Origin of the sequence: Helicobacter pylori, assembly GCF_030323545.1 — a bacterium.
Taxonomy (GTDB): Bacteria; Campylobacterota; Campylobacteria; order Campylobacterales; family Helicobacteraceae; genus Helicobacter; species Helicobacter pylori_CO.
In genome coordinates, this window is the sequence record NZ_CP122954.1 from 1,287,642 (window position 1) to 1,310,973 (window position 23,332).

Here is a 23,332-nt window from a genome sequence, read left to right on the forward strand (position 1 = left end):
CCCTCCTATTTTTGCAAGAAATCCGTCAGGCTTTCTAAAGAATTTGTCATGATCAGTATTCCCATTAAAATAAGCACCAACCCTGAAACAATTTCAATCGCACGGTTGTATTTCTTTAAGGATTTTAAAAACAAAAGCGCTCTTTCTAGCATTAAAGCCACCAATAAAAAAGGGATCGCCAAGCCCATTACAAACACCACCATAAGCATTAAGCCATAAGCATCCTTACTTGCGCTCATGATCACTATAGAAGTGAATATCGGCCCGATGCATGGCGTCCAGCCTAAAGCGAAACTCATGCCCAAAAGAAAGGGGTAAAAGCGCTGCATGCTATTAGATTTGCTCGCCAAACGAACGCTTTGAGTTTTATACAAAAATGCAAAACGAAACACGCCTAAAAAATGCAAACCAAAAAGGATCACAATCCCCCCAGCGATATAATTCACCCAGGAAAACGAAAAGCTATGGATAAGCTTAGCCATAGACATGCCCACGCCCAAAAACACGAGCGAAAACCCTACCACAAACATCAAGGATTTTAAAAAAACCGAAACCCTTTTAGCCTTACCATCTTTAATATCCTCTAAAGAAATTTGAGAAATATAAGACATATACGCCGGGATCAAGGGCAACACGCAAGGGCTTAAAAAAGTTAAAATCCCGGCTAAAAGCGAAGTTAAAAGAGGCGCTGTGTCAAATAAATTGATAAGCGTGTTATCAAACATCATTCAATCCTTTTTTAAAAATAACCATTTCTTGTCTTTTTTAGGATAACAAAATCTCACTTAATCTTAGGCGTAATTTCGTTATTTTCTACCACAAACGCCACGCTGTCATTCTCTTTAATTTTATCCTCTAAAATGAGTTCAGCGAGCTTGTCTTCTACCATTTCATAGAGCGCGCGCTTTAAGGGTCTAGCGCCATAAAATCTGTCAAATCCCGCTTTGGCGATCAATTCTTTTGCCTCTTCGTCTAGGGTTACATTAATGCCCCTTTCAAGCGCTTTTTTTTGAATGTTTTCAAAAAGTATCCCCACGATATTGGCGATAGCATGGCTATCTAGGGCGTTAAAGGAGATGATTTCATCTAAGCGGTTTAAAAATTCCGGCTTAAAAAATTGCCTCAAACTCTCTTTAATCGCTTGTTGTTTATCGGCTTCACTCAAATTCTCTTCCAAAAGCGCGCCGCTAGCCACATTGCTGGTTAAAATCAAAATCGTGTTTTTGAAATCCACTCTCACGCCCTTACTATCGGTTAAATGCCCTTCATCTAAAACCTGCAACAAGAGGTTAAACACATCCGGATGGGCTTTTTCCACCTCATCTAACAGCACCACGCTATAAGGCTTTCTGCGCACCGCTTCGGTCAATTGCCCGCCTTCTTCATAGCCCACATACCCAGGAGCAGCCCCAATAAGACGGCTTATGGCATGCTTTTCCATGTACTCGCTCATGTCAATTCTTATAAGATTTTTATCGCTATCAAACAAGAATTGCGCCAAAGCTTTAGCGCTCTCAGTTTTACCCACGCCTGTTGGCCCTAAAAAGAGAAAACTCCCTATGGGCTTGTTGCTATCGCTTAGGCCGGCCTTATTCCTTTTAATCGCTTTAGCGATCGCTTTGATCGCTTTTTCTTGCCCCACCACTCTTTTTTGCAATTCGCTTTCAATGTTTAAAACCCTGTTTTTTTCGCTCTGGAGCATTTTTTGGACCGGGATATGCGTCCATTGGCTCACGATCTCAGCGATGTTGTTTTCGCTTAAAGCGTTTTGCAACAACGCCCCGTTTTGTTGCATGACTTCCCATTTATGCTGCAATTCTTCTTCTTTCTTTTTGTTTTCAGGGATTTTAGAGTATTCAATTTCGCCCGCTTGCTGGTAATCCCCATTGCGCTTAAACCTCTCAGCCTCTCTTTTCAAATTTTCTGTTTCCATTTTCAAGCGTGAAATCTCTTTAAACACTTCTTTTTCGTTTTCAAATTGCACTTCTAATTGGATTTTTTCTTCTTTCAAACCGCTCAATTCTTTAAGGATTTCTTGCATGCGTTTGGCATTGCTCTCTTTTTTTTCCATTTCAAGGGCTTGTTTTTCCATTTCCAGTCTTTGGATGGAACGTTTAACGCTAGAGAGTTTTGCCGGCTCTGATTCCATTTGCATTTTTAATTGAGCCGCTCCCTCATCAATCAAATCAATCGCTTTATCGGGTAAAAACCTATCAGTAATGTAACGGCTAGAGAGTTTAGCGCTCGCTATGAGTGCGGAGTCATTGATGGTGATATTATGGTGCGTTTCTAAAGTTTCTTTTAGCCCCCTTAAAATCTGTAAAGCTTCATTGATGCTAGGCTCATTGAGTAAAATGGGTTGGAAACGCCGTTGTAACGCCATGTCTTTTTCAAAATACTTGCGGTATTCTTTTAGAGTGGTCGCTCCAATCGTGTGCAATTCCCCCCTAGCGAGCGCGGGTTTTAAAATATTAGCCGCATCCATGCCCCCCTCACTAGCCCCAGCCCCCACAATCGTATGGATTTCATCAATGAATAAAATCACATTCGCGCTTTTTTTAACTTCTTCAATCACCTTTTTCAAACGCTCTTCAAATTCGCCTCTGTATTTCGCTCCAGCCACCAATAAGCTCAAATCTAAAGCGATAACTCGTTTGTTTAAAAGCGTTTTAGGCACTTCCTTATTCACAATGCGTTGGGCTAACCCTTCCACAACCGCTGTTTTCCCCACTCCAGGCTCACCTAATAAAATAGGGTTATTTTTTGTTTTTCTGATCAAAATTTGCATCATGCGAATGATTTCTTCATCTCTTCCGATCACGGGATCCAGCTTATTTTCTAGGGCTTTTTGCGTCAAATCAATGCCAAATTTTTCTAAACTTTCCAAATTGGAATCATCGTTTTTATTTTGGATAGTCGCGCCTTTTCTCAAAGATTCTAAAGTTTTTTGCAATTCCTTAGTGTCTAAATAAGGTTTTAAAACGCTTTCAAAAAGGCTCATATTCGCCAAAAGATACACATCGGTAGCGATGAAAGAATCGCCAATTTTAGCCATCAAGCCTTGAGCGTTTTCCAAACTTTGGATTAGAGCTTGGTTTAATTGGATATTTTGCTTGTTGATTTGTGAAACTTTAGCAAACTTATGCAACTCGCTTTGAACGCTAAGCCTTAAAGCTTGAATATCCACAGACATTTTTTGCAAGGCTTGAATGAGGATGCCTTGGGAGTTATTGAGCATGACAAAAAGCATGTGCAAGGGCGTTACTTCAGCGTTTTTATGGTGTAAAGCTAAAGCGAGTGCGCTGTCTAAAGCCTCATGCAATTGGTCCGTCATTTTTTCAAATAAATTCATTATCAATCCTTTTTGAGTTTTAAAATCTTTACTATTTTACACTATTTTAACCCTCAAAGGTTTTTAAAACGCTCACATTAATGACAAACTCTCTAAAATACGCTTTTTAGACAACTCGCAATATTCTTTTTCAATCTCTAAACCCACGCTAAAACGCCCTAAAGCGTTGGCCTCTAAAATAGTCGTGCCAGATCCGCTAAAAGGATCAAAAATCGTGTCTTCTAAAAAAGAAAACAATTGGATGCAACGCCTGGGTAATTCCCTTGGGAATGGGGCTGGGTGCTTTAAGCGCTTTTTGGATTCACCGCTAAAATTCCAAAGCCCGTTCGTGTAGAGTAAAAATTCCTCTTTACTCATTGTAGAAGTTTGTTTTTTTCGTTTGTATTCGTTTTTATAAAAAACAACAATCAACTCCACAGGAGCGATCGCATAGGGTGCGCTAGCTTGCAGCCAACTCCCCCAAGCGGTGCGTCTTGAAATATTGCTTTCATTCCAAATGATCGTATTTTGGTATTTCCAACCGCATTCTTTAGCCACTATAGTAATATCAGCCCCCAAACTTTGCTTGCCATGTTTATTCGTATCTAAAGGGACATTCAAGCACAATCTCGCCTGTTCCTTACCCCAAAAATAACAATTTTTAAGCCAATTTTTACACCAATTCAAATAATCATCATAAGCCCTAAAATCATTACTCCCTTGATATTCAATACTCAAATTATAGGGCGGTGAAGTGATGCATAAATCATAAAAACCTTTTTCAAAAGTCTCTAAAACGCTGGCATCGCCATGGTATAAATCCAATTTTTCCAAACTGAAATAAGGTTTCATAAAAGCCTTTTTAAATCTTCTAACAAGTTTTCTATACCCTTAATCTTAGAGCTTTGATCAAAATGGCTTTTGGCTAAATAGAGACCATCTAATTCATGCTCCATGACGATCCTGGCTTTTTTAGGCTTGTCTTTAAAACTGATTTCATCATCATTATCCGGCGTTATCATAAAGACTCTAATGTGAGAAGTTATGGGCGATTGTAAGAGTTTTAATTTCCAATAAGGCGTTTCGGTGAAACGCTCTCTAAACGAATTTTTTACCGACAAGATCGCTAGGATTTTGATATTATCCTTGTTGGTTTGATAAAGAATAATATCCCCATCAGGTAAAACGCTATACTCTCCAAAATGCACCAATAAAGCCCGTTTGACTCTATCCAGCTCGCCATTAATGCGTTTAGCCCTTAAGATTTTATCGTTCGTCATTTTTACATTGTTTTTAATACAAAAATCTTTTAATAAAAGTTCTATGATTTTTTCTAACACCCTTCCTATGGTGCTGACAAAGCCTTGTCTGGCCAAAATACTAGCCTCTTCCTTGCTTTTATTTTGCTTAATATAATCGTTCATTTTATCATTTAAAAAGCGCTCTTTTTCTTGTGTGTAGAAAACCTGTAAAAACTTGTAAGGTTCAGGTTGTTCTCTCATAAAATCTTTAAAACGCTCTAAAATAATGTCGGCCAAACTCAATTCAAACACCTTAATCAAATCAATCAAATTATAATACAAAATTTTTTGATAATGGCTGGTGTTTCAACAAGCTTATGATAAAAATGAAATGCAAGTTTTAGATATTCTGCTTAAAAGTATTGCTAATGAATCATATATTTTCACTAAAATAATATTGACAGAGTTTAATCAAAGGGCTAGATATGCAATTTTTAAATCAGTCTTTAGGATTTTTTAATAAGGGGTGCTTTGAACCTATTGATAGAAACTTCATTACAGAAAGCTATCAGGCATTAAAGCCGATTGAAGAAATTCAAAATAAATACAATAAACATGACAACGATTCATTTTTGAATGAATTGAGAGACAGCATGGTGGCTCTATATTTAGATTATGAGCTTATCAATATTCAAAAGCATGGTCTTGATGCCAAAAGAAGTTCAAGCGATGAATTTTTAGAAATCAAACAAGTATCCTTTCAAAGTAAGACTTGGAGTGCGACTTTTAATGACACCACTTTAGAAAAAGCCAAAGTTTTTTGCGATATTAAAACGACTTTAGCTGTGGGCGTGTGGAATAATATTTCTAATCTTTTATTCATTGTTTATGGAAAGCACCCCGAAATAGGCTTGTATTTAGAACAAAAAGTAAAAGAGTGTCATAATGAGAGCAGGCGTTCAACTCAAACGATAGGGGTTAGTAAATTAATCAAAGAATTTGATTCTAAAATGAAACCCATTGATTCAAAAGAACAAGAGCTTATCAATCTTTTTAATCTCAAGTTTGGTCGTTTTTCTTGGGAAAACCATCTTGCATAAAGTTTTTATTATGGAGGCTTTGGAGTGTTTGAAAAGAATAGAAAAAGAAAGCATCCAAACTATCTATATAGACCCCCCTTATAACACCAAGAGTTCTAACTTTGAATATGAAGACGATCATGCTGACTATGAAAAATGGATTGAAGAACATTTGATTTTAGCAAAGGCTGTGTTAAAACAAAGTGGTTGTCTTTTTATTTCTATAGATGATAATAAAATGGCTGAAGTTAAAATCATTGCCAATGAAATTTTTGGAACGCGCAATTTTTTAGGCACTTTTATCACTAAACAAGCCACAAGGTCTAACGCTAAACATATCAATATTACCCATGAATATGTTTTAAGCTACGCCAAAAATAAAGCGTTCGCTCCTGGTTTTAAAATCTTACGAACGCTTTTGCCCATTTATGCTAAACCATTAAAAGATTTAATGCGAACGATTAAGAATGTTTTTAGACAAAAAGGACAAGATCAAGCCCAACTTGTCTTAAAAGAACAAATCAAAGAGTTATCTCAAAAAGAACATTTTAATTTTTTAAAAAATTATAATTTAGTGGATGAAAAAGGTGAGATTTATTTCGCTAAAGATTTATCCACGCCTTCACACCCACGCAGTGTAGCGATAGAAGAAATCAATCTTTTTTTAGAACCCTTAAAAAGCAGAGGGTGGAGCAGCGATAAAAAGCTTAAGGAGTTGTATTATCAAAACAGGCTTATTTTTAAGAACAATCGCCCTTATGAAAAATATTACCTAAAAGAATCGCAAGATAATTGTTTGAGCGTGTTGGATTTTTATAGCCGACAAGGCACAAAAGATTTAGAAAAATTAGGATTAAAGGGGCTTTTTAAGACACCAAAACCTGTAGAATTGATTAAATATTTATTGCTATGCTCCACCCCTAAAGATTCTATTATTTTAGATTTTTTTGCAGGCAGTGGGACAACAGCGCAAGCGGTTATAGAAGTTAATAAGGATTATTATTTGAATTGGTCTTTTTATTTGTGCCAAAAAGAAGAAAAAATTAAAAATAACCCGCAAGCTGCCAGCATTTTAAAAAACAAGGGGTATCAAAACACGATTTCAAACATCATGCTGTTGCGTTTAGAAAAGATCATCAAAAGCCATGAATACGAAATTTTAAGATAAAACGAATAGCGTTTTAAATATTATTTTTCAAACCCCTACACCCTATCCACGCTCAAAATTTCAGCGCTCGCTCTGGCTTTTTCATTACTCAATTCAATTTTATCGCCCCTTTTTAATGCCTCTAATTCTATCGCTTGATTATTCTTGCTCACCAACACCCCGAATTGGGGCAATTTCAAATTGGCATGAGCGAGTTTAAGGGCATTCTCTAGCCTATTTAATCGCTCTGTTTTAGTTTGTAAAAAAGGGCTTGTTAATGTTTGAGTAGAGATTTTTTCTAAAAGCGTTTTTTTAAAGCGTAAAAATTCTAAGGTTTTATTTTCTAAAGCGATTTTTAGTTTCTCTAGTTTTAAGGTGTTTAAATGGTGCTTGTTTTCAAAACTCAATCGTTTTAAAAAATCCGCTAAATGCTCTAAATGCGCCTTTTTTTGGTGGAGCAAAGTTTTAAAAGAGCGGTGCAATTTCACATTAAACCCATCAAGTCTTTGCAACCATTCATCGCTATTGGGGAGTAAAATCTCCATCGCATTTGAAGGCGTAGAAGCCCTTAAATCCGCCACCAAATCGCTCAATAAAAAATCGCTCTCATGCCCAATAGCTGACATGCTGAAAGTTTTAGCCAAATGCAATGCATCAGCGATTTTCTCATCATTGAAAGAATACAAATCCTCCATGCTCCCCCCACCCCTAGCCATTACAATCGCATCAAAAGCGTTTTTTGTGTCATGAAAACTATCCGCATAAGCGATGCTCTCCACCACGCTTTGAACGCACCCCTCCCCTTGCATTAGAGTATTGATGCAAACCAATTCACACATCGGCCATCGTTTGGAAGCGATCTTTTTCATGTCCGCCCAAGCGGCTGAATTTTGAGAAGTGATGACTGCCACTCGTTTAGGAAAATGCGGTTTGGGCAATTTATTGGCTTCATCAAAATAGCCTTTAAGGCGTAATTTTTCTTTCAATTGCTCTAAAGCTAGGGTTAATGAACCTATCTCTTTAGGCTCTATTTCAAAGCAATTGATTTGATAATCCCCCCTTGGAACATACACGCTAACACCCCCAAAAACAACCACTTCCTGCCCTTCTTTTAAAGCGAATTTAAGCCTGTTAGCGTTCCCTTTAAACAGCACGCATTTAATAACTGACTGGCTGTCTTTGAGCGAAAAATACGCATGGCCGCTCACCTTATGGACAGTCAAATTACTCACTTCCCCTTGAACCCTAATTTGCAAAAAAGTCACTTCTAAAAGGGCTTTGATTTGCGTATTGATTTCGCTCACGCTCAACACATGCACCAACTCCCCCTTTTATAGCAAACGAGTGAGATCATTGAAAAGCCCTAAAAACATGACAAAAACCAAAAACCCCACCCCCGCTAGCCACAACGCATTTTGTATGGGTGTTGGCAAAGCGATATGAAAAATATTTTTAAAAACAACCCCTAGCATTTGTGCCCCATCTAAGGCTGGAATGGGTAGTAAGTTTAAAATCCCTAAATTGATAGACAAAAACGCCCCAAACAACAAAAGCATGCTCAAACTATTGGCATGGCTTAACGCCCCCACAATGCCTATTACCCCACTCAATTCCTTAACTGAAGCGCTCCCCATAATCAAACGCTTTAAAGAATCCACGATCAAAACAACGCCCTCTTTAAACCGACTCAAGGCCTGCTTGAACGCCTGAATTAAGGAATAAGAAACAATGCCTGTTTTTTGCATGTCCGGTTTAATGCCTATGATTTTATACCGGATCATTTCATTAGGATCGTTAGAATCGCTTATCACCGCCACGATTTTAGGGGTCAGTCGTTTTTCTAAAATCTGATGGTTGCGCTCTATTTCTAAAACCAACTCGCCTCTAGAACGCGCCACTACGCTTCTAATCTCTCTAAAACTCGCTATTTTTTTGTGGTTGATAGAAAGGATTTTATCCCCCTTTAATAGCCCGGCTTCTAGCGCGTTTTTTTCTAAATCGCCAATGACAGGCAGTAAGACTTTTTCCCCACCCAATGCCAGAAAAAAATACACTAAAACCGCAAAAAGAAAATTAAAAAACGCCCCCCCAAATAGTATCCATAGTTTTTGGAAAGGGCTTTTTTGCGCATAGCTATCATTCGTGCTTTCATTCGTTTCATTTTCTTCTTTATCCATGCCCTTTAATTTCACATAGCCCCCAAGCGGGATCAAAGACAAAGCGAATTGCGTGCCAAAAAGCTTAAAAAAATAGAGTTTTTTACCAAAACCAATGCTAAACACTTCTACCTTGACCCCACAAATCCTAGCGATAGTGAAATGCCCTAATTCATGGACAAAGATTAAAAACGCCAGCATTAAAACTGCTATAACAAACATCATACCCCTGCAGGCTCTTTGGTGTTAGGATCTTTTATCATCGGCTCTTTTGAAGGCGTGGGCACTATAGGGGGCGTGGGCGTTGTGGTTTTTGGGATTTCTTTATCTTCTCGTGGGGGTTTTTGCCACAACTCTGTCAAAGCCGCCGCTTTTTTAGGATCCATTTTGGCTAAAATTTTACCTAGTTCTTGGGGTTTTAGCGCCATTAAAATTTCTAAGGCGTTTTGAGTGGGTAGATTTTCTAAAATCAAGGCGGACTTAGAATCTTTCATTTTAGAGTAAGTCTCGCCAATCTTGCTGTCTTTAGCCTGCTTGATTTCTCTTAAAATGCCTTCGTTTTCTTCTATCAAATTTTTAAGGCGTTTTTTTTCTTCCGTTTGTAAGGTTTTAAAGGCTTCTTCTTTAGCGGCTAATTTTTTCAGTTTTTCTTCCACTTCTTTTTCTTTTTTGTTTAACAGATCGTTTTTTTCGTCTAAAAGGCGTGCATTTTCGGTTTGTAAGATCCTTAAAGACTGCTCTTTTTCGCTCAATCGGCGCAAATCGTCTTTCAATTCGGCTTTTTTGGATTCAAAAATCGCAGAGCATTGCAACAATTCTTGCGCGGCTTCTTCGCCAAAGAGTGCTTGTAAAATCAGACCCATTAACAAGATTTTACGCATGCAAGCCCTCTTTTTGCCAGTGTAAAATCATGGCGTTTTCGTCTAAAAGAGCCTGCTCTTTTTTTTCCAAAATTTCCTTTTCTTTTCGCTTTTCATTTTCTAAAATGATTTTAGCTTTTTCTAATTCCTGGTTAGCCAAAAGATAATCTTTTTCTAAAACTTTTAAATCCTTAGTTAAATTCTCGCCCTCTTGTTGGCAATATTCTATCTCCATTCTTAGAGCGCTTTTTAATTGCTGGGTTTGTAAAAAAAGGCTCATTCCCCCCAACTCAGGGTTTTTAAACGCGCTCAATTGGGCTTGTTTGTCCAAAACTTCTCGCTCGTTTTGCCGCAATTCTAAACGCTTGCTTTCAAGCTTTTGCTCTATTTTTTCTAACGCAAGGGTTTTTAATTGCACCAATACAGAAGCGAATTTTTTCATAGAAAAATCGTGTCTTCTCTTTCAGGGCTTGTAGAAATAAGGCCAATTTTCACCCCCACTTCTTTTTCAATGAAACGAACATACTCTCTAGCGTTTGGCTCTAAATCGTCTAATTTTCTCACGCCCACGCTTTTTTCCCAGCCTTTAAAAGTTTGATAAATCGGCACGCAATCTTTCAAATCGCTAGGGAAAGCCTCTAATCTTTCGCCCTTTCTTTCATAAGCCACGCACACCTTAATCGCATCAATCCCGTCTAAAACATCTAATTTCATTAAAGCTAATTGCGTGCAACCATTCAAAGCACAAGCGTATTTTAAAGCCACCAAATCCAGCCACCCGCAACGCCTTGGGCGCTTGGTTGTCGTGCCAAACTCCGCACCCTTAGTCCTTAAATGATCGCCCATGGGTGTAGAATCTTCGCTAGGGAAAGGCCCATTACCCACACGAGTGGAGTAGGCTTTTGTGATGCCTATGACTTCATTGATCGCTTTAGGGTTTAAGCCGGTGCTCACGCATGCGCTAGCACTCGTGGTGTTAGAGCTTGTTACAAAAGGGTAAGTCCCTAAATCAATGTCTAAAAGCGTGCCTTGCGCCCCTTCTAATAGGATTTTTTCACCCTTTTGGTTCGCTTCTATCAGCATGCTTGTCGTGTCTTTGATAAAGGGGCAAATTTTGGGAACATAAGTCTTAAAATATTCCCTCAAATCTTTTTCGTAATCCTCGCCCAAATCATACGCTTCTTTAAAAGGCTCAATAGCTTTGAAATGAGCGTTTAGCTTTTCTTCTAAGATTTTATCGTCTAATAAATCCCCCATTCTTATCCCGCTTCTGGCCATTTTATCCTCATAACAAGGGCCTATGCCTTTTTTAGTCGTGCCGATGTTTTGAGATTTTTCTTTAAAAGCGTCTTTTTTGGCATGATAGGGCAAGATCACATGGGCTCTGTCGCTGATAAACAAACGATTTTCTAAATCCTCAAACGCGCTGATTTCTTCGCACAAATCCTTAACGCTCACGACCACCGCGCTAGAAATGATGTTCTTGCATTTGGGGTATAAAACCCCTGAGGGCATTAAATGCAAAGAATGCTTAACCCCCTTATGCACAATGGTATGCCCGGCATTATGCCCGCCTTGATAGCGCACCACAAAGTCATAATCTTTAGCGATCCTATCAACAATTTTTCCCTTCCCCTCATCTCCCCACTGGATCCCCACAACGACATCTGCCATAAAATATTATCCTTAAAACAAAGTAGATTGGATTGTTTAAAAGCTTGTTAGAATACCAAAAAAAAGTAAAAAGCCTCTTTATAAGCCCTAAAAAGAGCTTAAAAACCTATCGTGTAATTGATATAGAACGCATACAAACGCCTGTAATCCACATCAGCCCCATTCGCTTTCAAATACCTTTGATTGATAGCCGGGATTTTCACGCCAAATTCCATCCCATGCTGAATGCTTTGAGACGCGCTCAAAAACCGGCGGTGCATGGTGCTGGCAAAATGAGCCCTTAAGCCCAAATTAAACAAAAATTGGAAATTCGTGGGAGTGGGGTATTCTTTAAACGAGTTTTCAATTTGATTCCTTAAAGAGCTATCCCAAGTGTTACCCGCTATTTGAATGCCTCCAAACACCCCCACATTCAAGGACTGATCGCTAAAAACCCTTCTAAAGATATTCCATAAAAAGTCTGTGCCAGCGCCATAAGTAAAGATATTCGCTTTAACAGCGCTGCTAAGACTGCCCAATTGCGTAAAGCCATAATCAAAGAAAGCGTAATACCGTAAGCCTATATTCCTCTTTCTCCCAAAAAATTGCTTATAGCCCATTTGAATGCCAAAGCCATTAATAACCCCATGCTGAGAGCTTGTGCCTGGCCCAAATTGGGGTAGGTATGGCTCATCGTAATTATTTAGCATTCCTCCTAGCTGTTTTAGATTCTCTTGGTAAGTAGCGATTCGATCCGAGATGGTTTTCACATCCTTTTGGAGCATTGATTGAAGCATCGATCCTGCACCACCGCTCTTATTCAAGCTTTCTGCGATCTGGCCTAGTTTTGCTGAAGAAGTGTCATTAAAAAGCTGCATTTGGGCTAAGAGTTCTTTTAAAAACACCGAATTACTATCTAGATTCACTCTTGTAAGCGCGTTTAAAAGCGCCACACTCTCCGTGGCTAAGAGACTGAATTCACTTTGAGAATTATAGAGAACTTTTATAATCCCTACATATTCAGGAACGACTCCATTATTACTGCCGTTATTATTATTGTTATTAACCAAGTTATAAAGCACATTACTCAAATACACTTGCAAGGCTTGAACGCTATAAGCGTTTTTATTCGTTTCAAAGCGTTGCTCAATTTGGGGGAGTATTTTTTTAAACTGGGTTAACTCTGCGTTGTTGTTGCCAACAGTTGTATTAGTATTGACAATTTGATTGCCTATCCCTAAAAGAGCGTCCATGGTCGTGTTTGTCGCTAAGGTTAAAAGCCCATTACCCCCTGCCATACCCACGCCCACTTGGCGGAAATCATCAATGACATTATTCCTTAAGGTGCTGCCTTTGTTATTGATATTTTGTTGCGCGCCGCCGATTTGATAGCCCACTCCCATGTAAAAGCCATCGTCTTCAGCTAACGCCATGCTTAAAGGAAGGCTAAAAAGCAGAGCGGTTTTTAAAAGCCCCTTTTTAAGCGCGTGGTATTGACTATAACCTTTTTCCATTCTTGTATTCTTTATCTCTTTTGTATTGGTGTTTTTCATCAAGAGCCTTCCTTAAAAACCGACTGAATAGCCCACATAGAAGCTAAAATTCCTCATATAGCTCGCGCTTGAGCCTTGGGTTGCAAAATATTTATGAGCGATAACAGGGATTTTCACCCCAAATTCTATCCCTTGGTCTAGCTTGTGCTTATTGAAATGGGTTTTTGCAAAGTTGGTGCGCAAGCCCAAATCAAACAAGAATTGGAACGAACTGGACTTGACATCAGGCCTTTGCCCGCTCAACAAGTTCGTTACATTAGTACTCCAAGTTTGCCCTGCAATTTGAGCACCAAAGAAAAGACCGATCGCAGTCCTTTCCCTTCTTCTGGAGCGTTCAAAGAAATTGTATAAAAAATCCGTTCCTACCCCATAAGTAACAAGATTCGCTCCCACTTTTAAATTCGTATCGCCAAAATTCGCATAGCCGTAATCTAAAAACCCGTAATACCTTAAGCCAATATTTTTCTTATGGGTGAAAAATTGTTTATAACCCATCTTAGCCCCAAAGCCGTTCATGCTCGCTGACTGGTAATCTTTGAGCGAAAAGAGGTTAGGGATATAAGAAATCTTATAAAGAGAACTAGCCGAATATTCAAACTGATTCAAGCTCGTATTGATGATGCCTATGACTCTGTCTAGCCCTTTCTTATAGATAAGCTGACTCCCAGTAAAACAAGGCGATGCACTGCTACAAATATTTTTTTCAATAAAACTCCCTAACCCCAAAGTCTCACGATCTAAAGAAATCCCGCTCTTGATCAAAGCGTTGAGTTCGCCAACCGTAGAATTAGCCCCTATCAAGCCCGTTTGCGAAGAAAAATTTTGCATGCCTGTGGCAATATCGCCCACACTCACGCCATTATACGCTCCATTAGTCCCGTCCGCGCCTAAAAGCATGACTTTCACAATGTTTTCGTATAGCTGTCTGTTATTGTTTTGTTGGATTTTGCTCAAATCCACTTGCCCTAAAGCTAAAACGATGTTTTGAGCCACTGAGAGCATGCTATCAGTGATACCGATTTGCTCTTTCCCTACATCCACCACCAAAGGCTTAATGACACCCTGATTAGCGTATTGTTGGGATAGATCTAATAGTTTTCCTAAAATCCCTAGAGATTGCTCTAAATTGACTAAGGCTTGGTTTGGTTGTGCGTTTTGCTGTGATGCTTGCGCATTGCCTTTCATGCTTTCACTCAAAAGAGTTTTTGTTTTATTCCCTAAAATATCCAAGTAGTAGGATAAGGGAATGGCAGAAGTTTGCAACCTCACAGCCCCATCTCTAATCAACTGCTTTAATTCTTGCGCTTGAGTGAAGCCTGGATTTTTCAATTCCTGTCTGGCCAAACTCGTTTGATAATCTATGACAAAAAACGCCCCATCTTCTTCAGCGTTACACAAAGACATGCTCGCTAGTAAGGAAAGAGCGATCGTTTTTTTAAAGGAGTGGTTTTTCAAAAATATCCTTTTTGCTTTGGCTTTGATAAGTGATTTTACTTAATCCATAAAAGAAACTTTCTAATTTTAAGATAATCATTCTTAATTTGCTATTAAGCGTTTCAAAAAAGCATCAAATTGACATCTTTTAAGCAAAATGTTATAATGATCGCTTAATTTTATTGGGGTGTTAGCTCAGTTGGGAGAGCACAACGCTGGCAGCGTTGAGGTCAGGGGTTCGAACCCCCTACACTCCACCATTATTATTACGCTTATCCTCTTTCTTTATGGATCAAACCCATTTTCTTGCTAGTATTACCCATAATTAATTATAATCTTAGGAATTGTTTTTCATCAAGGGAGTTTGAGCGTGAGCAGTTTGTTTAAAATGCGCATTCTTAGTTTTAAAAAGAATAAGCGGGCGGTGTTTTCACTCTATCTTTTTATCGCTTTATTAGCGCTTTCTCTTTTAGCCCCCTTATGGGTCAATGATCGCCCCTTATTCATCTATAAAGATAATAAGGCGTATTTCCCTATGTTTAAAAACTATGCGGAAGTGGAGTTTGGAGGCGATTTTTTCACCCCTACGGACTATAACGATCCTTATGTGCAAAACACGCTTTTAAAAGACGCTTTCATCATCCATGCGCTCATCCCTTATAACTACGATACGATCATTATGGATTTAGACTCGCCTGCCCCCACCCCCCCAAGCTTCAAGCACCTTTTAGGCACAGATGATCAAGCCAGAGATGTGTTAGCCAGACTGGTTTATGGCTATCGTGTTTCGTTAGTGTTTGGGATTTTACTCACCCTTTTTAGCGTTCTTATTGGCGTGAGTTTGGGAGCGTTTCAGGGGTATTATGGAGGCTTAATTGATTTAGTGGGGCAAAGGTTGAGCGAGATTTGGAGTGCGATCCCTATGCTTTTTTTACTCATTGTGATTTCTAGTGCATTTAATTCTAATTTCTGGATCATTTTATTTTTAGTCTTGCTCTTTAGTTGGATGGGGCTTTCTCAAGTCGTGCGCACGGAGTTTTTAAAAGCAAGGAACATGGACTACACCAAAGCCGCTAGAGCGCTTGGGGTGAATGATTTAAAAATCATTTTCTACCATGTTTTACCCAACGCTTTAGTGGCAACAATCACTTATGTGCCGTTTTTAATGGCGGCTAGTATTTCTACTTTAGTGTCTTTGGATTTCTTAGGTTTTGGCATGCCTATAGGGAGTGCGAGTTTGGGCGAATTAGTCAATCAAGGCAAGGATAATCTCACCACGCCCCATTTAGCCATCGTTGCGTTTGTAGCCATTAGCTTGTTGCTTTCTGTTTTGGTGTTCATTGGCGAAGGGGTGCGCGATGCTTTCAACGCTAACATGCTCAAATAAGGGGGTTACATGCTAGAAATCAAAAACTTGAATTGCGTTTTAAACGCGCATTTTTCGCTCCAAAACATCAATATTTCGTTAAATCCTAGCGAAAGGGTGGCGATCGTGGGCGAGAGCGGGAGCGGGAAAAGCTCTATCGCTAATATTATCATGCGTTTAAACCCCAGATTCAAGCCCCATAATGGCGAAGTGCTGTTTGAAACAACCAACCTTTTAAAAGAAAGCGAAGAATTTATGCAGCATTTAAGGGGGAATGCGATCGCTTACATCGCTCAAGACCCCCTATCCAGCCTAAACCCCTTGCATAAAATCGGCAAGCAAATGAGTGAAGCCTATTTTTTACACCACAAAAACGCTTCTCAAACGCTCCTTAAAGAAAAAGTTTCAAACGCCATGAAACAAGTCCAATTAGATGAAAAATTTTTGGATCGTTACCCTTATGAGTTGAGCGGAGGGCAGCACCAAAGGGTGTGTATCGCTATGGGCATTATTAATGCGCCCAAACTGCTCATTTGCGATGAGCCTACCACCGCGCTAGATGCGCAAATCCAAAACCAGATTTTAGACTTGCTCAAGCAATTGAGCGCAGAAAAAAACATCGCCCTTTTATTCATTAGCCATGATTTGAAAGCAGTCAAACGCTTGGCTGATAGGGTTTATGTGCTAAAAAAAGGCGAGATAGTAGAAACCAATTTGACTGAAGAGCTTTTTAATGACCCTAAGCACGAATATTCAAAACTCTTGATTCAAGCTTCAAACTTGCCCGCTAAAAATTTAAAAGCGCTAGACGAGACGCTTTTAGAGGTGAAAGATTTTAGCGTTTATTACTTGCAAAAACGCTTTTTTAGGTCTTCTTTAAAAAAGCCCCTTATCGCATCAGTCAATTTTTCCCTCAAAGCTAAAGAAAACATCGGCATCATTGGCGAAAGCGGGAGCGGGAAAAGCTCTTTAGCGTTGGGGCTTTTAAAGCTCGCTTTAAATAGCGGGGAAGAAAAGATTTTAGGCCAAAGCGTGGGGCTTTTAAATTCTAAGGCGTTCAAACCCTACCGCAAGATTTTGCAAATGGTGTTTCAAGACCCTTACGCATCGTTAAACCCTCGCTTAAGCATTCAAAGCATTTTAACAGAAGCTTTGCGCTTTGCTTACCCTAAAGCTTCCAAAAAAGAATGGCACCATCTCGCAAAACTTTGCTTAGAAGAAGTGTGCTTAAACCCTGAATTGCTTAACTTTTACGCTTATGAACTCAGCGGTGGGGAGCGCCAAAGAGTGGCGATCGCTAGAGCGATTGCTTTAAAGCCTAAAATCATTCTTTTAGATGAGCCCACCTCTGCTTTAGATAAAAGCATTCAAAAAAGCGTGTTGGAATTGTTGTTGGATTTACAAGAAAAGCAGGATCTGAGCTATTTGTTTATCAGCCATGATTTAGATGTGATCAAAGCGTTTTGCGATAAGGTGTTAGTGATAAGTGAGGGGAAAGTCGTAGAAATGGGTGCTATTAAAGAAGTGTTTGACAACCCTAAACACGCTTATACGAAGCGTTTGTTGGAATCCAGGCTTTAAAAAAATTCATGCCTTTAAGCGTTTTTAATCGCTTTTTTCTATGAACAAAACAAGGAAACTTGATAGGGGGCTGTTTTTAAATAAGGGTAGTTGTCAATGAAGAATGAAAAGACCTTGGATTCTTCAGGCAAAATCCTTTCTTTAAAGGTTTTTTCATAGCTTTTTTTGACAAACCATTTAAACGCATGCTCTTCTACAAAATTGTGAGGGTTTTTAAGCACTTCTAGGCGTAAAACGCATTTGTTTAAAGTAAATTTGGAATTGTTTTTGACTCCCACTTGCAAAGAAAAAGCATTGCTATAACTTAAAGGGTTAGCGTGTAAGATGCGTGTTTCTATGGGGTAAATCGCTTGAGTGAGTAAAACCTTCAAAACAAAAGGCATGCTTAAAAACGCGCCCAAAAAAGCTGCTGTTGCTATATAACTAACCCAGCGGTTTCTCAAAAGCAGAGCCAAAAGGAGCAAAACCGCGCAAAAAAGGATTAAAACGCTCGCTATTAAAACGCTAATTAAAGTCGCTTGGCTTAAAAATCCCTTAAAAGACTCTAAAAAAGCTTGGATAAAGGCAAGAGATGCCATGCGTTTTTAAGGCTCTTTAGTCTCGGCAATACTAGATTTAACCTTGCTTTTAGTGTCAATCCAAATATTAGGCACAGCCCCACCTGGAGTGAGCATGATTTGAGCGTTGTTGTTCGTTTTTAACGCTTCATTAAACTGGCCTTGAACTTCAATTTGGCGTAGCCTTAAAAGCTTGTCGCTCAGGCTTTGCGAAATGCTTAAATTGGCTTGAGATTTTGCCTTAGCCTCAATCACGATCGCATCCGCCACGCCTTGAGCCTTAATCCTGTTGGCGTCCGCTTCCCCTTTAGCCAAAGCGGCTTGTTTTTGAGCTTCTTGCTTGGAGCGCTCCACCTCGTATTTCACCCTTTCTGATTCTTGGCGCGCGATTTGGACTTTTTCAATTTGCTCTTTAATCTTAGCGGGTAAGACGATTTCTCTCAATTGGATAGAGCTTAATTCCACAGGGGTGTTGGGGAGCTTAGAAACTTCTTTATTGATACCGCTATTAATAAGAGCGGCGATTTCATTGCGCTTAATGGGTAAATCTTCAGCCGGATAGCGCCCCACGACAGATCGCACCACATCGCGCACCACAGGGTTGATGATTTTTTGCTCCCAAGATAAGCCATAAGTAGCGATCGTTTGGGGGGTGGTTTGAGGGTTTAGGCGGTATTGCACGGTGAGTTCAATAGAAACGGTCAAACCCCTACTATCCATCACATTAATAGCGTCGTTTCTAAAAATCCCTTGGTTTTTACCCGCCACGCCCATGTCTTCGGTGCGTGAAAAATTGATATTCCTGATCCTTGTATCTACAATGAGAATGTCTTGAATGATAGGCACAAAAAAGTGGATTCCTGGCTGTAAGGGGGTGGGTTCGTATTTCCCGGCGGTGATCTTAATGCCAATTTCTCCTGAGCTAATCACTTCAAAAGGCTTGGCCAAAAAAGCGATAACGCCTAAAAGGACAATGACGATTAAAACCGATAGTTTTTTAGAATTAAAAGAGTTAGACGGCGGAATGAAACGCCCCCCATTATTAGGCGTGTTGGGCGTTGGGTTTTCTCTTTGAGGATTTTTCTTTTTTAAATGTTCGTTCAAATCAATGGGCATGAATTTCCTTTTTAAATATTTTAACGGCGTTTGGGTTTTTTAGAATGGTGGTTTGTTTTAGGGTGTCTGTCCCTGTGCTGACCCTTTTTGAAAGAACGCGCTTGTTCATGCGGGTGCGTTTTTTTGTTAGGGGTTTTTGGCGTTTTTTCTTTAGGGTTTTGAATCGCATCAATTTCTTGTTGGTTTAAACCAATTTTGCTGGTTTCAAACTGCAAACTCAAAAGTTTTAAAACCAATTGAGACGGCTCAAAAATTTCGGTAAGCTGTTCATAAAGGCTGATGATCCCTTCAGACACTTTAGCGTCATGCAAGGTTTTGATGATCTGATTTTCGTTGATGGTGGGGATTTCAAAAAGTTCAATCTCTGAATCAATTTCTTTTTGCATGCGTAAAAGTTCTTTGTATTCTAAGGGGGTTACTAAAGTGATCGCCATGCCTTTTTTGCCCGCTCGCCCGGTTCTCCCAATGCGATGGATATAGCTCTCGGTGTTTAGGGGCAAGTGGTAATTAAACACATGGCTTACACCGCTAATATCTAGCCCACGGCTCGCCACATCTGTAGCCACCAACACATCAGCGTCATTTTTTTTAAACGCCATGATAGAAGAGCGGCGATCCCTTTGATCCATATCCCCATGCAAGGCGGTGCTTTTGTAATTTTTAGAAGCAAGGAATTGGTGCAATTCATCGGCTTCTTTTTTAGTGCGCATGAAAACGATACTCTTTTCAGGTGCTTGAGTGTCTAAAAGGCGCATGATCGCTTCAGCCCTCTCATGCTCATTGATCACATAAAAGCGTTGGGTGATGTCAGTGTTAGTGATATTAGAAGGGGCGATATGGATTTTAATAGGGTTTTCTAAAATCTTATCCGCTAGTCTTTTAATCGGCTCTGGCATCGTGGCTGAAAAAAGCAAAATCTGCGCTTCGCTAGGGAGGTAGTCAAAAATCTCTTCAATATCGTCTAAAAACCCCATATCCAGCATTTCATCGCTTTCATCTAAAACGACCACTTTAGGCACAAATTTATGGATGCGTTCGTTTTTTAAGTGATCGAGCAATCTTCCTGGTGTAGCGATCATCACTTGGGGGTTTTTCTTAATGAATTCGCATTGTTTTTTAACGCTCTGGCCTCCATACACGCACACGGTTTTAGTTCTATTGTGTTTGCCCAATTTGAAAATCTCATCGCTAATTTGCATGGCTAATTCTCTGGTGGGCGTGATCACTAAGGCCTCTATGGTGTGGTTGTTTTTAAGGTTGTTGATAATGGGCAGAGCGAAAGCGGCGGTTTTTCCTGTGCCTGTTTGGGCTTGTGCGATGACATCTCGGCCTTGCAAAACAGCCGGAATGGCCTTTTCTTGAATGGGGCTTGGGGAAGTGAAACCGGCTTCATAAACGGATTTTAAAACCGATTCTTTCAAGCCCAAATCATTAAAACTAGGCTTATGATAAGCGTCATCATCAATTTCTGTAGGGAGTGGTGGTTGATTAAATTCCATGGGAGATTCATACCTCAATTTAATTTGAAACTTTATAAAAAGCTAATAAAAGGCTAAAATTAAAATCTTTGATTTAAAGTTTATAAGATTTTTGAGTATAGCATAAAAATGCGCTCAATTAGGTTTAAAGTTTTTATAAAAGGCTTATGCTAAAATAATTAGAATTTAGGGAATAAGAAAGGGTTTGATTGAAACGGGTGTTTTTATGGCTTATTTTTGTATTAGCCTTTCACAAGCTTTTGGCCGAAAAAATAGGCGATATAGCGAGCGTGGTGGGCGTAAGGGATAACCAGCTGATTGGTTATGGGCTTGTGATTGGCTTAAATGGCACAGGGGATAAGTCCGGCTCAAAATTCACCATGCAATCCATTTCTAACATGCTAGAGAGCGTGAATGTCAAAATCTCTGCAGATGATATTAAATCTAAAAATGTCGCTGCAGTGATGATTACAGCCTCCTTACCCCCCTTTGCAAGACAGGGCGATAAAATTGATGTTCAAATTTCTTCTATTGGGGATGCAAAATCCATTCAAGGAGGGACTTTGGTGATGACCCCTTTAAATGCGGTAGATGGGAATATTTACGCCCTCGCTCAAGGGGCTATCGTTTCGGGCAATTCTAGTAACTTGCTCTCAGCCAATATCATCAACGGAGCGACTATTGAAAGGGAAGTTTCGTATGATTTGTTCCATAAAAACGCCATGACTTTAAGCCTGAAAAACCCCAATTTTAAAAACGCTATCCAAGTGCAAAACACTTTAAATAAGGTGTTTGGCAATAAAGTAGCCATAGCACTAGATCCCAAAACCATTCAAATCACTCGCCCAGAGCGTCTTTCTATGGTGGAGTTTTTAGCCTTAGTGCAAGAAATCCCCATTAATTACAGCGCGAAAAATAAGATCATTGTAGATGAAAAATCAGGCACGATCGTTTCAGGAGTGGATATAATAGTGCATCCTATAGTGGTTACAAGCCAAGACATCACGCTTAAAATCACTAAAGAGCCTTTAAATGACTCTAAAAACACGCAAGATTTAGACAACAACATGTCCTTAGACACCGCTCATAACACGCTGAGTTCTAACGGGAAAAACATCACCATTGCCGGGGTGGTAAAAGCCTTACAAAAAATCGGCGTGAGCGCTAAGGGGATGGTTTCCATCTTGCAAGCCCTAAAAAAAAGCGGCGCGATTAGCGCTGAAATGGAGATACTATGATAAACAACAATAAAGCCATGTTAGAGCAATACAACGTTTCTAAATTAGCGAGCGAAGAGAAATTAAAAGCGCTGGCTCAAACTAAAAACGACAAGCTCCTCAAAGAACAAACCGATTCTTTTGAAGCGTTGCTTTTAAAATTCATGCTAGATAGCACTATGAAAATGGATAACCCTTTGTATCCTAAAGCCCCAGGCGATGAAATTTATGCGTCCATGTATAAGGACACGCTTTCTAAAGAATTGAGCGGGAATTTTGGTTATAGCGAAATGCTGTTTAATTTCTTAAAAGAGCAAGAAAAACAAAAACCATGAAAAAATCCAAGCGCTTGAAACGCCCTTATTTAAAAAACTCCCCTTTGAAACGCTCTGATAAGGCTTCTTCTTTCAAGGGGTTGTTGGAAAACGAAAATAATGTGATTTCATTAGAAAATTTTAAACCCAAAGAGAGCGAAGATCTATTAGAAAATTTTTCCAACAAAAAAGACATGCAAGAATTGCTGGGGCTTTTAAACCAATTTATTTTACAAAGCTACAAGGTAGAAAAGGAATTTAAGGATTATAAAGCCCTTTATGAGTGGGTCATAGAGATTTTACCGCAAGCCATTTGGGTGATGAATGAAAACGGGAGCTTTTTTTATAAAAATTCTCTAGCCAATCAAAGCCATGAGGTGTTCAATAAGGCTAAATTAGAAAATTTTAACACCGAAATTGAACATGAAAATAAAAGCTATTTAGTCCAGCAAAACAGCATTCAAGGCAAGCAAATCATCACCGCAACCGATATTAGCGCTCAAAAACGCCAAGAGCGGCTCGCTTCTATGGGGAAAATCTCAGCGCATTTAGCCCATGAGATCAGAAACCCTGTAGGCTCTATCTCTCTTTTAGCTTCGGTGTTATTAAAGCATGCGAACGAAAAGACTAAGCCCATTGTTGTAGAATTGCAAAAAGCTTTATGGCGCGTGGAAAGAATCATTAAAGCCACCTTGCTTTTTTCTAAAGGCATTCAAGCCAACCGCACCAAGCAAAGTTTAAAAACGCTAGAGAGCGATCTCAAAGAAGCCCTAAATTGCTACACTTACTCTAAAGACATTGATTTTCTTTTTAATTTTAGCGATGAAGAAGGGTTTTTTGACTTTGATTTAATGGGGATTGTGCTGCAAAATTTCTTGTATAACGCCATTGATGCGATTGAAGCCTTAGAAGAGAGCGAACAGGGTCAAGTGAAGATTGAAGCGTTCATTCAAAATGAATTTATCGTCTTCACCGTTATTGATAATGGCAAGGAAGTGGAAAACAAAAGCGCTTTATTTGAGCCTTTTGAAACCACTAAATTGAAGGGTAACGGCTTAGGGTTAGCCCTGTCTTTACAAGTGGTTAAAGCCCATGAAGGGAGCATCGTGCTATTAGAAAATCAAGAAAAAACCTTTGAAATTAAAATTCTTAACGCTTCTTAATTTTGATAATTATCCCCCCTTAAAAAATGAGTTTTACAAAAATGAGTTTTACTATAAAACAAAATTTTAAAAATATTAAATAATAT

21 protein-coding genes and 1 tRNA gene are annotated in these 23,332 nt (G+C 39.2%); 8 read left to right on the forward strand and 14 right to left on the reverse strand.

Going from position 1 to position 23,332, the window contains the following annotated elements; translation table 11 throughout:
• Nucleotides 1-5: 5 nt before the first annotated feature.
• The 4 genes from QAP06_RS06140 to QAP06_RS06155 all read right to left on the reverse strand — a co-directional run bounded on the left by QAP06_RS06140 (nucleotide 6) and on the right by QAP06_RS06155 (nucleotide 4,875).
• Nucleotides 6-725 (reverse strand): cytochrome c biogenesis protein CcdA, encoded by a 720-nt coding sequence (locus QAP06_RS06140; RefSeq protein WP_286467583.1) that lies wholly within the window; start codon nucleotides 723-725, stop codon nucleotides 6-8.
• Nucleotides 726-781: 56 nt separating this feature from the next.
• Nucleotides 782-3,352 (reverse strand): ATP-dependent Clp protease ATP-binding subunit, encoded by a 2,571-nt coding sequence (locus QAP06_RS06145; RefSeq protein WP_286465463.1) that lies wholly within the window; start codon nucleotides 3,350-3,352, stop codon nucleotides 782-784.
• 72 nt (nucleotides 3,353-3,424) lie between these two features.
• A complete protein-coding gene (locus QAP06_RS06150) occupies nucleotides 3,425-4,183 on the reverse strand; it encodes a DNA-methyltransferase (protein WP_286465464.1) in 759 nt (252 codons plus the stop codon).
• Nucleotides 4,180-4,875, reverse strand: a complete 696-nt coding sequence (locus QAP06_RS06155; protein ID WP_286467586.1) for a BsaWI family type II restriction enzyme — start codon at nucleotides 4,873-4,875, stop codon at nucleotides 4,180-4,182. Before QAP06_RS06155 ends, QAP06_RS06150 begins: the two co-directional genes overlap by 4 nt.
• A 182-nt stretch (nucleotides 4,876-5,057) precedes the next feature.
• Between QAP06_RS06155 and QAP06_RS06160 the strand changes: the two genes are divergently transcribed.
• Nucleotides 5,058-5,672 (forward strand): hypothetical protein, encoded by a 615-nt coding sequence (locus QAP06_RS06160; protein WP_286465465.1) that lies wholly within the window; start codon nucleotides 5,058-5,060, stop codon nucleotides 5,670-5,672.
• Between the two features lie 10 nt (nucleotides 5,673-5,682).
• Nucleotides 5,683-6,819: a DNA methyltransferase gene (locus tag QAP06_RS06165; RefSeq protein ID WP_286467588.1), complete on the forward strand. Its 1,137-nt coding sequence runs from the start codon at nucleotides 5,683-5,685 to the stop codon at nucleotides 6,817-6,819.
• A 35-nt stretch (nucleotides 6,820-6,854) separates the two neighbouring features.
• On the opposite strand, the gene xseA is transcribed toward QAP06_RS06165, so the two are convergent.
• The 7 genes from xseA to hopF all read right to left on the reverse strand — a co-directional run bounded on the left by xseA (nucleotide 6,855) and on the right by hopF (nucleotide 14,475).
• Nucleotides 6,855-8,117 carry an exodeoxyribonuclease VII large subunit gene (gene xseA, locus QAP06_RS06170; RefSeq protein WP_286465466.1) on the reverse strand — a complete coding sequence of 421 codons (1,263 nt, stop codon included), beginning with the start codon at nucleotides 8,115-8,117 and terminating at the stop codon, nucleotides 6,855-6,857.
• A 12-nt stretch (nucleotides 8,118-8,129) separates the two neighbouring features.
• Nucleotides 8,130-9,176, reverse strand: a complete 1,047-nt coding sequence (gene rseP / locus QAP06_RS06175) for an RIP metalloprotease RseP (RefSeq protein WP_286467603.1) — start codon at nucleotides 9,174-9,176, stop codon at nucleotides 8,130-8,132.
• Entirely contained in the window at nucleotides 9,176-9,835 is a 660-nt protein-coding gene (locus QAP06_RS06180) for a MotE family protein (RefSeq protein WP_286465467.1), read from the reverse strand. Before QAP06_RS06180 ends, rseP begins: the two co-directional genes overlap by 1 nt.
• The gene (locus tag QAP06_RS06185) at nucleotides 9,828-10,256 is read right to left on the reverse strand and encodes a flagellar export protein FliJ (RefSeq protein WP_286465468.1); all 429 of its coding nucleotides are present in this window, start codon (nucleotides 10,254-10,256) and stop codon (nucleotides 9,828-9,830) included. Before QAP06_RS06185 ends, QAP06_RS06180 begins: the two co-directional genes overlap by 8 nt.
• Nucleotides 10,253-11,488, reverse strand: a complete 1,236-nt coding sequence (purA, locus tag QAP06_RS06190; RefSeq protein WP_286465469.1) for an adenylosuccinate synthase — start codon at nucleotides 11,486-11,488, stop codon at nucleotides 10,253-10,255. The genes QAP06_RS06185 and purA overlap by 4 nt, the downstream gene beginning before the upstream one ends.
• A gap of 98 nt (nucleotides 11,489-11,586) precedes the next feature.
• Nucleotides 11,587-13,020, reverse strand: a complete 1,434-nt coding sequence (gene hopG / locus QAP06_RS06195; protein ID WP_286465470.1) for a Hop family outer membrane protein HopG — start codon at nucleotides 13,018-13,020, stop codon at nucleotides 11,587-11,589.
• A gap of 12 nt (nucleotides 13,021-13,032) precedes the next feature.
• Nucleotides 13,033-14,475, reverse strand: a complete 1,443-nt coding sequence (hopF, locus tag QAP06_RS06200; protein ID WP_286465471.1) for a Hop family outer membrane protein HopF — start codon at nucleotides 14,473-14,475, stop codon at nucleotides 13,033-13,035.
• 163 nt (nucleotides 14,476-14,638) lie between these two features.
• Here hopF and QAP06_RS06205 point away from each other — a divergent pair.
• The 3 genes from QAP06_RS06205 (at nucleotide 14,639) to QAP06_RS06215 (ending at nucleotide 17,401) form a co-directional block, all read left to right on the forward strand.
• Nucleotides 14,639-14,714, forward strand: a tRNA-Ala gene (locus tag QAP06_RS06205).
• Between the two features lie 104 nt (nucleotides 14,715-14,818).
• Nucleotides 14,819-15,841, forward strand: a complete 1,023-nt coding sequence (locus tag QAP06_RS06210; RefSeq protein ID WP_286465472.1) for an ABC transporter permease — start codon at nucleotides 14,819-14,821, stop codon at nucleotides 15,839-15,841.
• Between the two features lie 9 nt (nucleotides 15,842-15,850).
• Nucleotides 15,851-17,401, forward strand: a complete 1,551-nt coding sequence (locus QAP06_RS06215) for a dipeptide ABC transporter ATP-binding protein (RefSeq protein WP_286465473.1) — start codon at nucleotides 15,851-15,853, stop codon at nucleotides 17,399-17,401.
• 38 nt (nucleotides 17,402-17,439) lie between these two features.
• Here QAP06_RS06215 and QAP06_RS06220 read toward each other — a convergent pair whose 3' ends face one another.
• From QAP06_RS06220 to QAP06_RS06230, 3 genes are read right to left on the reverse strand one after another with little or no spacing between them, the layout of a single operon-like run.
• On the reverse strand, nucleotides 17,440-17,979 hold the full coding sequence (locus QAP06_RS06220) for a DUF2393 domain-containing protein (RefSeq protein WP_286465474.1): 540 nt from the start codon (nucleotides 17,977-17,979) through the stop codon (nucleotides 17,440-17,442).
• A 6-nt stretch (nucleotides 17,980-17,985) separates the two neighbouring features.
• A complete protein-coding gene (locus tag QAP06_RS06225; RefSeq protein WP_001121047.1) occupies nucleotides 17,986-19,074 on the reverse strand; it encodes a prohibitin family protein in 1,089 nt (362 codons plus the stop codon).
• 20 nt (nucleotides 19,075-19,094) lie between these two features.
• On the reverse strand, nucleotides 19,095-20,573 hold the full coding sequence (locus QAP06_RS06230) for a DEAD/DEAH box helicase (RefSeq protein ID WP_286465475.1): 1,479 nt from the start codon (nucleotides 20,571-20,573) through the stop codon (nucleotides 19,095-19,097).
• A 188-nt stretch (nucleotides 20,574-20,761) separates the two neighbouring features.
• Here QAP06_RS06230 and QAP06_RS06235 point away from each other — a divergent pair, with 188 nt between their 5' ends.
• The 3 genes from QAP06_RS06235 to flgS are packed head-to-tail and all read left to right on the forward strand — an operon-like array spanning nucleotide 20,762 to nucleotide 23,246.
• Nucleotides 20,762-21,790 (forward strand): flagellar basal body P-ring protein FlgI, encoded by a 1,029-nt coding sequence (locus QAP06_RS06235; protein WP_286465476.1) that lies wholly within the window; start codon nucleotides 20,762-20,764, stop codon nucleotides 21,788-21,790.
• The gene (locus tag QAP06_RS06240) at nucleotides 21,787-22,104 is read left to right on the forward strand and encodes a hypothetical protein (RefSeq protein ID WP_286465477.1); all 318 of its coding nucleotides are present in this window, start codon (nucleotides 21,787-21,789) and stop codon (nucleotides 22,102-22,104) included. Before QAP06_RS06235 ends, QAP06_RS06240 begins: the two co-directional genes overlap by 4 nt.
• Nucleotides 22,101-23,246 (forward strand): acid survival sensor histidine kinase, encoded by a 1,146-nt coding sequence (gene flgS / locus QAP06_RS06245; protein WP_140528291.1) that lies wholly within the window; start codon nucleotides 22,101-22,103, stop codon nucleotides 23,244-23,246. Before QAP06_RS06240 ends, flgS begins: the two co-directional genes overlap by 4 nt.
• The last annotated feature ends 86 nt before the right edge of the window (nucleotides 23,247-23,332 follow it).

Coding starts and splice junctions, on each gene's coding strand:
- rseP (WP_286467603.1), bottom strand. CDS start 9,176: ATGTTTGTTATAGCAGTTTTAATGCTGGCGTTTTTAATCTTTGTCCAT.
- QAP06_RS06230 (WP_286465475.1), bottom strand. CDS start 20,573: ATGGAATTTAATCAACCACCACTCCCTACAGAAATTGATGATGACGCT.
- purA (WP_286465469.1), bottom strand. CDS start 11,488: ATGGCAGATGTCGTTGTGGGGATCCAGTGGGGAGATGAGGGGAAGGGA.
- QAP06_RS06160 (WP_286465465.1), top strand. CDS start 5,058: ATGCAATTTTTAAATCAGTCTTTAGGATTTTTTAATAAGGGGTGCTTT.
- QAP06_RS06185 (WP_286465468.1), bottom strand. CDS start 10,256: ATGAAAAAATTCGCTTCTGTATTGGTGCAATTAAAAACCCTTGCGTTA.
- QAP06_RS06225 (WP_001121047.1), bottom strand. CDS start 19,074: ATGCCCATTGATTTGAACGAACATTTAAAAAAGAAAAATCCTCAAAGA.
- QAP06_RS06165 (WP_286467588.1), top strand. CDS start 5,683: ATGGAGGCTTTGGAGTGTTTGAAAAGAATAGAAAAAGAAAGCATCCAA.
- QAP06_RS06150 (WP_286465464.1), bottom strand. CDS start 4,183: ATGAAACCTTATTTCAGTTTGGAAAAATTGGATTTATACCATGGCGAT.
- hopG (WP_286465470.1), bottom strand. CDS start 13,020: ATGAAAAACACCAATACAAAAGAGATAAAGAATACAAGAATGGAAAAA.
- QAP06_RS06220 (WP_286465474.1), bottom strand. CDS start 17,979: ATGGCATCTCTTGCCTTTATCCAAGCTTTTTTAGAGTCTTTTAAGGGA.
- flgS (WP_140528291.1), top strand. CDS start 22,101: ATGAAAAAATCCAAGCGCTTGAAACGCCCTTATTTAAAAAACTCCCCT.
- QAP06_RS06215 (WP_286465473.1), top strand. CDS start 15,851: ATGCTAGAAATCAAAAACTTGAATTGCGTTTTAAACGCGCATTTTTCG.
- QAP06_RS06145 (WP_286465463.1), bottom strand. CDS start 3,352: ATGAATTTATTTGAAAAAATGACGGACCAATTGCATGAGGCTTTAGAC.
- QAP06_RS06240 (WP_286465477.1), top strand. CDS start 21,787: ATGATAAACAACAATAAAGCCATGTTAGAGCAATACAACGTTTCTAAA.
- QAP06_RS06180 (WP_286465467.1), bottom strand. CDS start 9,835: ATGCGTAAAATCTTGTTAATGGGTCTGATTTTACAAGCACTCTTTGGC.
- QAP06_RS06140 (WP_286467583.1), bottom strand. CDS start 725: ATGTTTGATAACACGCTTATCAATTTATTTGACACAGCGCCTCTTTTA.